Here is an 8237-nt window from a genome sequence, read left to right as displayed (position 1 = left end):
GTTCCGCGTCGACGCCCGGCCCGGGCACGAGGACGTCCGCACCGGCATCTGGTCCTCCCCCGCCGAGCTGGCCGCCGCCGTCCACTCCGACGGCGACCCGCACCCCGACCCGCTGGTGCTGGTCTGCGCGCACGGCCGGCACGACGCCTGCTGCGCCGTCCGCGGTCGGCCGCTCGCCGCCGCACTCGTCGCCGACGACCCCGAGGGCACCTGGGAGTGCAGCCACATCGGCGGCTGCCGGTTCGCCCCCGCCCTGGTGCTGCTCCCCCACGGCCTGACCTACGGCGGCGTGACCCCGGCCGACGGGCCCGCCGTCGTGCGGGAGTACGGCCGCGGGCTCGTCGTCCCCGGTCTGCTGCGGGGGCGCTCCGCGCTGCCGCCCGCCGTGCAGGCCGCCCAGCACCACGCGCGTGCCGTCACCGGCGCGACCGGGGTGGACGACCTGGGCGTCGCGGACGTCGACTCCGACGGCCGGCCCCCCGGGCACACGTCCTGGCGGGTCACGTTCCACCACCCGGACTGCGTGATCGAGGTGCGGGAACGGTTCGTGGAGGTGGACCGGCCGCTGACGTGTGCGGCCCGCCCGGCGGGCCGGATCCGGGTCTTCGACCTCGTCGACACCCGCACCTGACCTCCGGCGGGGCGGCCGTCGTTTCCGAAACGGAAACGACCGGCCGATCAATCCCGTCCGCACCGGAGCCCTGGATGACCTGCGGACAGGTCGTGGCGGGGCGACCCGCGCTGTCCGGTTTCGCCCGATGTGAGGCGGGAGACAGCCCGACGGCGATAACAGTGCGGTAGTGGTGTTCGGTTGCACCACTACGACGCCGTCGCCCCACCACGCTCCCCACGAAGGAACGGAAGGCCCCCATGGACCCCCAGACCCCCGTCGTCATCCTCTGCGGAGGCAAGGGCACCCGCATCCGCGAGGCATCGGAGAGCCTGCCCAAGGCGATGGTCGAGATCGGTGACCGGCCGATCGTCTGGCACATCATGAAGACCTACCGGGAGCACGGCTTCCGGCGCTTCGTCCTGTGCCTGGGGTACAAGAGCTGGGCGATCAAGGAGTACTTCCTCGACTACCGGGCCCGCTCCGCGGACTTCACCCTGTCCATGTCCGACCGGCACCGGATCGACTTCCACAACGGCGTCGACGAGGACTGGGAGATCACCTTCGCCGAGACGGGCCTGGAGGCCGCCACCGGCTCGCGCGTCCGGAAGATCGCCCAGTACGTCGACACCGAGAACTTCTTCCTCACCTACGGCGACGGCGTCGGCACCGTCGACATCACCGCCCTGGCCAAGGAGCACGAGCAGTCCGGGAAGATCGGCACCGTCACCGGGGTGCACCCGACGTCGAAGTTCGGCGAGATGAACGTCGAGGGCGAGCGGGTCGTGGAGTTCAACGAGAAGCCCACCCAGGTGACCGGCTTCGTCTCCGGCGGGTACTTCGCCTTTCGCCGCGAGTTCCTCGACTCCTACCTCGGCGAGCCCGACGACGACGGCGTGTGGCTCGAGCACGAGCCGCTGCAGCGCCTGGCCCGCGACGGGCAGCTCAACGTGCACCGCCACGAGGACTTCTGGTCGGCGATGGACACCTTCAAGGACTTCGAGTACCTCAACAGCCTGTGGGCGCGCGACCAGGCGCCCTGGAAGATCTGGGCCTGACCGGCCGTCACCGGGGATCGGGGAGCGACGACTCCCCGGCCCGGTGGCTCATCAGGTCCCCCGGCTGGCAGCCCAGCGCCTCGCAGATCGCCGACAGCGTCGAGAACCGGATCGCGCGGGCCCGGCCGTTCTTGAGCACCGACAGGTTCGCGTGCGTGACCCCGACCCGGCGGGCGAGCTCGGTGAGCGTCATCCCCCGCTCGGCCAGCAGCGTGTCGAGATGGATCTCGATCGCCGACTCCGGTTCCGCGGGCACCGCTACACCTCGACCAGGGCCCACACCGGCTGCCCGACCAGCGCCCAGCCCAGCAGACCCACCCGGCGCGGCAGACCGTCGCAGAACAGGCCCCGCTCCCGCGCCAGGTCCAGCGCCCGCAGCGCGAGGCCGATGACCACCGCCCCGCAGAGGGCGGGCAGGAGCTGCGGCAGCTCGGCGAGCACCGAGCCGAGGCGCGGCGAGTCCTGTCCCATCACCAGGGGCGATCCCTCGATCATCCGTGCGGAGTCCGCCAGCGGCGGGCGGTCGTATCCCAGCTCGAACACGTACGACGTCGGCTCCCCGGCCAGCGCCTGCCCGATCTTCCCGACCGCGGCCGCGGCCAGGAACGCCGGCGCGACCGCCAGCAGCACGAAGTAGAGCCTCGCGACCAGCCGGACGGCGCTCAGCATCCACGAATCCACTGTCATGACATCCCCCCGGATGCATCGTTCTTCGATACGTCGAAGAACAGTACACCGAAGAACGATATACTCAGGACGGCGTCGCGCTCAGCGCCTCCGTCGGATTCAGGTCCGCGTACTGCGCCACCGACCCGTTGCGCACCGCCCCCCACAGCTGCGCGCTGCGCCGCTCGTCGAGGTAGACGACCGACTGCTCCCCCTCGCGCCCCAGCCCGGCCACCGGCGCGGTCACGAACGCCACACCCGAGCCGCGCAGGTTGCGGTTCTCCAGGGCCAGCTGCACCAGCCCGGTGTTGGACAGCGAGTCGTCCACGCTCACCGCGTCGCCGACGCTGGTCGCGAACGCGTAGAGCGCGGTCAGGTCGGTCGTGGCCTTCTCCTGGACCGTCGCGAGCAGTGCCTTGATGGCGTTCTGCTGGCGGGCGGCGCGGTCGATGTCGCCGTTCGGGAGGCCGTAGCGCTGGCGCACGTAGGCCAGCGCCTGGGCGCCGTCCAGGTGGTTCTCCCCCGCCCGGAAGTCCACACCGGCATTGCTCGTCGCCTGCGCCACCTTCACGTCGATGCCGCCGACGGAGTCGACGAGCGAGGTGAACCCGGCGAAGTCGACGACGCCGAAGTGGTCCACCCGCACCCCGGTCAGCTTCTCCACGGTCCGGATGAGCAGCGGGGCGCCACCGAACGCGTAGGCGGCGTTGATCTTGTTCATGCCGCGGCCGGGGATGTCGACCCAGGAGTCGCGCGGGATCGACACGACGCTCGCGTGCTCGCCGTCGGGGGCGAGGGTGCCGAGCATGATCACGTCGGAGCGCTGGGAGCCCGCGTCGACGCCCGGGGCGGCGTCGATGCCGGTGGTGGGGGCCTCGGCGCGGGAGTCGGTGCCGACGAGCAGGAACGTGGTGCCGCCGAACGTCGCCGGACGGCTGCCGGCGTCGATCCCGCGGAACGCGTCCGGGATGCGAGCGATGCCACCGCCGATACTCGAGGTCAGGTAGGCGACCACACCCCCGATCGCGAGGAGCAGCACGAGGACGAGCGCCAGAAGGACGGCGAGCACCCGCCGCCCGCGACGCCGGAGCCGTCCGTCGCGCAGGCCGGGCGCGACGGCGTCGTGCCGGGGCGGGGGGACGGCGATGCGCATCGGGTCTCCTGGATCTCCGTGGACGGTCGTCCGGTTCGTCGCCACCGGGCGTCCGCCGTTACGTGCCACCGCACGGTCCCACTCCCGGTGCCGCGCAACGTCACCGGTCGTCGCAGGTCAGCGGCTCGGCGCGCACACAGCGCAGTCACAGAGGGGTGCTGTGTCATCAGATGTGGGGAACCGACGGCCCTCTCGCTAATGGTCCGGACGGACCAGGTGAACTCACGGGGCAGAACGGCCGCACGGCCGTCGCGGACCGAGGAGGACCCATGAGCGTCACGCCCGAGACCCCCGCCACCGTCGGCACCGGCACCGCTCCGGTCGCCATCCCGGCGCCGCGCGGCGCCGCGGAGAACGGCGCGCTGCCGCCCGTCGCGGCCACCCCGGTCGCGGTCGACCTGTGCCGCTGCGGGCATGAGCGCGACGCCCACGACCACTACCGCGCCGGCACCGACTGCGGGGTCTGCGGCACCGCCTGCCGCGTCTTCCACGCCCGCACCGCCGCCGGCCGCTCGGCCGGTCGCGCCGCCCGTCTCACCTCGGCCCTGCTGCGGCGCAGCTGACCCCTGCGCTCCGTCCCCGGACGGTCCGCCGGGAGACGTTCCACGAACGCCCCCGCCTCCTCCCGTGAGGCGGGGGCGTTCGCGTGTCCGTCGTCAGGCCGCGGCGGCCAGCCAGGGCTCCCAGGCGGGCAGTGGTTCCACCGCCAGGACGAGCACCCCCGCCCCGTTCCTCGCGGGCGGTGCCGGCGCCGTCCGCAGGGTCCAGCCCAGTTCCTCGATGAGACGGTCCGCCTTCTTCGAGTTGCAGGCCTTGCATGCCGCGACGCAGTTCTCCCAGCTGTGCGCCCCTCCGCGGCTGCGGGGGATCACGTGGTCGATGGTGTCGGCGCGTCTGCTGCAGTACGCGCAGCGTCGGGCGTCACGACGGAGCACACCGGCCCGGGTCATGGGCACCGATCGGCGGTAGGGCACCCGGACGTAGCGGGAGAGCCGCAGGACGGACGGTGCCGGGAGAGCGAGACTCTCGGAACGGAACTCCGCGCCCTCGAGCGCCTCCTGGAGACACTCGGCCTTACCGGCGAGCAGCAGGCAGATGGCGCGCTTGGACGTGACCACGGCCAGCGGTTCGAAGCTGGCGTTGAGGAGCAGGACCCGGGACCCCGATGGGATCCGAGCCGTGGTCGGCAGCTCGGCCCCCGGTGCCGGGACGGGATCGTCGGGGAGCGGGTCGACCGCTCTCAGTTCGCCAGGGACGATCATCTCGGCACCATGGGGGACGGGTTGTCGGTACGGCACGCGACCACCTCCGCGAACGCTCGAGGTCCGGATGTAGTCGACCATACGGAACCCGGGTTACGCGAGTGTGATAGCGCGACCGACGCGGGGTGTCCCGTCGGTTCCGCGGCGCGGATCAGCCCCCGAGTGCGCCGATCACGTCCGCGAGGAGGTCGTCGGTGTCCTCGACACCGCAGGACAGCCGCACCAGACCGTCCGGCACCGCGTCGCCCCAGCGTGCCCGCCGGTCCGCAGCGGTGCGCAGCCCGCCGAAGCTCGTCGCCGAGTCGACCAGCGTCGTGCGGGCCAGGAACTCCGAGACGGCGTGGGTGTCGGCCAGGGTGAACCGCAGGATCCCGTTCCAGCGCCGCATCTGGGTCCGGGCGAGCACGTGCGACGGGTCGTCGGCCAGCCCTGGCCAGCGCACGTCGTGCACGCCCGGGGTCTCCCGCAGCGCGACGGCGAGCGCGCGGGCGTTCTCGGCCTGCCGGGCCAGCCGCAGGTCCAGGGTGCCGAGCCCGCGCAGCGCCAGCCAGGTCTCCATCGGCCCGGCGATCGCGCCGCCGCGGGTGCGGAAGGCGCGGACCCGCTCGTGGTGCACCGGGTCGGCCGCGGACACGTGCCCGAGCAGCAGGTCCCCGTGCCCGGACAGCGCCTTGGTGTCGCTGGCGACGACGAGGTCCGCGCCGAGCGCGAGCGGCTGCTGCCCGAGCGGGGTGCACGTGGTGTTGTCGACGGCGACGACCGCCCCGGCCGCGTGCGCGGCGGCGGCGACCGCGGCGACGTCGCAGACCTCCAGGCCGGGGTTCGACGGCGTCTCCAGCATCACCAGTGCGGGCCGGTGCCGGGCGATCGCCGAGGCCCAGTCGCCCGCGGTCGCGCAGTAGGCGACCGGCACCCCGAGCGGGGCGAGCTCCTCGTCGGCGAGCAGGCGCGCGACGTAGTAGCCGTCGCTGGGCAGCAGCACGCCGCGCCCGGCGCCGGTGAACGCACGCAGGACCGCGGCGATCGCGGCCATCCCGGACGGGAACACCGTGCACGGCCCGCCGTCGAGCTCGCCGACGGCGGCCTCGAACATCCGCCACGTCGGGTTGTCCGCGCGGGCGTAGAAGTCCGCGCCCTGGTCGGCCTCCTCCGGGCGGCCGAGGTGGTAGGTGCTGGTCAGCACCGGCCCTCGGTGCACCGGATCGCCGACGGCGTGGGCGTCGTGCTCCCCGCCGCGCACGCAGCGGGTGCCGTCTCCGAGCATGGGGTTCACTCCGGCTTCGGGGCCCGGGAGATCAGTTCCTTGGCCATCTGGTGGGCGGTCATGCCCTCGTGGCAGACCCGGCGCACCGCGTCGGCGATGGGCAGCTCCACCCCGGCGCGCTCACCGAGCTCGCAGATCGACAGGCAGGACTTCACGCCCTCGGCGACCTGGCCGTGGTTGGCCTTCTCCGCCTCGGCGAGACTCGCGCCGCGGCCGAGCTGCTCGCCGAAGGTGCGGTTGCGCGACAGCGGGGAGCTGCACGTCGCCACCAGGTCGCCCATGCCGGCCAGGCCGGCGAAGGTCAGCGGCGAGGCACCGAGCGCCATCCCGAGCCGGGACATCTCGGCCAGCCCGCGGGTGATCAGCGACGCCCGCGAGTTGTCGCCCAGCCCCATCCCGGACGCGACGCCGACGGCCAGCGCGATGACGTTCTTGCCCGCCCCGCCCAGCTCCGCCCCGACGACGTCGGTGTTGGTGTAGGCGCGGAAGTAACCGGTCGCACAGGCGGTCTGCAGCGCCACCGCACGGTCGTGGTCCTCGCACGCGATGACGGTGGCCGTCGGCTGCTCGTGGGCGATCTCCGCGGCCAGGTTCGGCCCGGACACCACGGCGAGCCGGTCCACCCCGACGCCGGTGACGTCGTCGATGACCTCGGTCATCCGCTTGAGCGTCCCCAGCTCGACGCCCTTGGCCAGGCTGGTGAGGGTGACCCCGGCCGGGACCAGGTCGCGCCAGCGCTCCAGGTTGTCGCGCAGCGACTGCGACGGCACCGCGAGGATCACCGCGTCGGCCCCGTCGAGGGCCTCGGCCGCGTCGTGGGTGGCCCGCAGCGTGTCCGGCAGCGCGACGTCAGACAGGTAGTCGGGGTTGCGCCGGTCGGCGTTGATCGCCTCGGCCACCTCCGCCCGGCGGGCCCACAGCCGCACGTCGCGACCGGCGTCGCCGAGGACCTTCGCGAACGCGGTGCCCCAGCTGCCCGCGCCGAGCACGGCGACGCGGTGGATCGAGTGCACGGGTTCGTTGACCGGACGCTCCCCGAACGACGGGGCCGGGGGGACGCTCATCGGCCCGCCTCGCTCTCCGGGCGGCGGCGGTAGAACTCCTCCGGCGCGTCCTCGTCGCGGACCTCGGCGAGCAGCTCCCGCACCCGTCCCATGATCAGGTCGGTGACCTCGCGCAGGATGTGGGCGTCCAGCGGGCGCCCGCGGTAGGCGCTCAGGTCCACCGGGTCCCCCGCGCGCAGCACGACATCGGTGCGCGGCAGCGGGCGGAACTTCTTCTCGTAGCCGTTCAGGACCTCGCGGGTCCCCCAGTGCACCATCGGGATGACCGGCACGTCCGAGGCCAGCGCCATCCGCGCGACGCCGGTGCGCGAGCGCATCGGCCACCCGTCGGGGTCGCGGGTGATGGTGCCCTCCGGGTAGATGATGACGATCTTGCCGTCGGCCAGGGCCTGCGTCCCGGCGGCCAGGCTCTGCTGGGCGTCGGCGGAGTCGCGGTAGACCGGGATCTGCCCCGAGCCGCGCAGCACCTGCCCGAGCACCGGCACCTGCCACAGGCTGCTCTTGGCCAGGAACCGGGGCACCCGCCCCGCGCTGTGCACGTAGGTCCCGGTGTGGATCGGGTCCAGGTGCGAGATGTGGTTGCCGACCAGCAGCGCGCCGCCCCGGGCCGGGAGGTGCTCACGGCCCTGGTAGCGCGGCCGGCCGGTGAGCCAGCCGATCGAGTAGAAGAACGGGACGGCGAAACCGACCCAGAATCCGCCCTTCTCGCGTGCCACCGGCGGCCTCCTCCTGCCCGCCTCGGTGGCGGGTCGTGGGGTCGTCGCGGATCGGGATGATCCGGATCTCGTCCGTGGAGTCTCCCCACAGAGGCCCCACGGTGTCACGCGGGGTGCCAGACTGGGGCCGTGACCCTGCGGGTGGACCTGGTCGTACCGGTGAAACCGCTGCCCCGCGCCAAGACCCGGCTGCGCGGTGCCGCCGACGGCGGGGTGGGTGATCTCGACGCGCACCAGCGGCTCGCGCTGGCCCTGGCCCGCGACACGGTGGCCGCCGCCGTCGCCGCGACGGCGGTCCGGCACGTGCTGGTGATCTCCTCGGACCCGGCGGTGGCGATGGAGGTCGGCGCGCTCGGCGCGGAGGTCGTCACCGACCCCGGCCGCCGGCTCAACGGCGCGCTGCGCCACGGTGCCGCGCTGCTGCGCGCGCGCGACCCGCACGCC

The 8237-nt window shown here is 73.5% G+C and carries 10 protein-coding genes and 1 pseudogene; 4 read left to right on the top strand and 7 right to left on the bottom strand.

From position 1 onward, the window contains the following. Both GTW08_RS15215 and GTW08_RS15210 read left to right on the top strand, forming a co-directional pair. Positions 1-631: sucrase ferredoxin (locus GTW08_RS15215; RefSeq protein ID WP_161152099.1), on the top strand; the 631-nt coding region annotated here is incomplete at its 5' end. Positions 632-870: 239 nt separating this feature from the next. Then, entirely contained in the window at positions 871-1668 is a 798-nt protein-coding gene (locus tag GTW08_RS15210) for a glucose-1-phosphate cytidylyltransferase (RefSeq protein WP_161152098.1), read from the top strand. Between the two features lie 7 nt (positions 1669-1675). On the opposite strand, the gene GTW08_RS31880 is transcribed toward GTW08_RS15210, so the two are convergent. The 3 genes from GTW08_RS31880 to GTW08_RS15195 form a co-directional block, all read right to left on the bottom strand. Then, positions 1676-1924 carry a helix-turn-helix domain-containing protein gene (locus GTW08_RS31880; RefSeq protein WP_073578414.1) on the bottom strand — a complete coding sequence of 83 codons (249 nt, stop codon included), beginning with the start codon at positions 1922-1924 and terminating at the stop codon, positions 1676-1678. Between the two features lie 2 nt (positions 1925-1926). Continuing rightward, positions 1927-2337: a hypothetical protein gene (locus GTW08_RS31875; protein WP_161152097.1), complete on the bottom strand. Its 411-nt coding sequence runs from the start codon at positions 2335-2337 to the stop codon at positions 1927-1929. 82 nt (positions 2338-2419) lie between these two features. After that, on the bottom strand, positions 2420-3487 hold the full coding sequence (locus tag GTW08_RS15195; RefSeq protein ID WP_161152096.1) for an LCP family protein: 1068 nt from the start codon (positions 3485-3487) through the stop codon (positions 2420-2422). Positions 3488-3756: 269 nt separating this feature from the next. Here GTW08_RS15195 and GTW08_RS15190 point away from each other — a divergent pair, with 269 nt between their 5' ends. Next, positions 3757-4050, top strand: a complete 294-nt coding sequence (locus GTW08_RS15190) for a hypothetical protein (RefSeq protein ID WP_073578416.1) — start codon at positions 3757-3759, stop codon at positions 4048-4050. A 93-nt stretch (positions 4051-4143) separates the two neighbouring features. Here the strand turns inward: GTW08_RS15190 and GTW08_RS15185 are convergent, their stop codons facing one another. From GTW08_RS15185 to GTW08_RS15170, 4 genes are all read right to left on the bottom strand, one after another. Further along, complete coding sequence (locus GTW08_RS15185) at positions 4144-4749, bottom strand: HNH endonuclease (RefSeq protein ID WP_161152095.1); 606 nt, start codon at positions 4747-4749, stop codon at positions 4144-4146. A gap of 151 nt (positions 4750-4900) precedes the next feature. Beyond that, on the bottom strand, positions 4901-6013 hold the full coding sequence (locus GTW08_RS15180) for a cystathionine gamma-lyase (RefSeq protein WP_161152094.1): 1113 nt from the start codon (positions 6011-6013) through the stop codon (positions 4901-4903). A 5-nt stretch (positions 6014-6018) separates the two neighbouring features. Further along, entirely contained in the window at positions 6019-7077 is a 1059-nt protein-coding gene (locus GTW08_RS15175; protein WP_073578417.1) for an NAD(P)H-dependent glycerol-3-phosphate dehydrogenase, read from the bottom strand. Next, the gene (locus GTW08_RS15170; RefSeq protein ID WP_073578418.1) at positions 7074-7793 is read right to left on the bottom strand and encodes a lysophospholipid acyltransferase family protein; all 720 of its coding nucleotides are present in this window, start codon (positions 7791-7793) and stop codon (positions 7074-7076) included. The genes GTW08_RS15175 and GTW08_RS15170 overlap by 4 nt, the downstream gene beginning before the upstream one ends. A 129-nt stretch (positions 7794-7922) precedes the next feature. Here GTW08_RS15170 and GTW08_RS15165 point away from each other — a divergent pair. After that, a pseudogene (locus GTW08_RS15165) lies at positions 7923-8237 on the top strand (2-phospho-L-lactate guanylyltransferase); the annotation flags it as partial.

Source organism: Pseudonocardia sp. SID8383, assembly GCF_009864975.1.
Taxonomy (GTDB): Bacteria; Actinomycetota; Actinomycetes; order Mycobacteriales; family Pseudonocardiaceae; genus Pseudonocardia; species Pseudonocardia alni.
The sequence above is the reverse complement of the archived record's forward strand: the minus strand, read 5'-3'. Positions and strand labels throughout refer to the sequence as shown.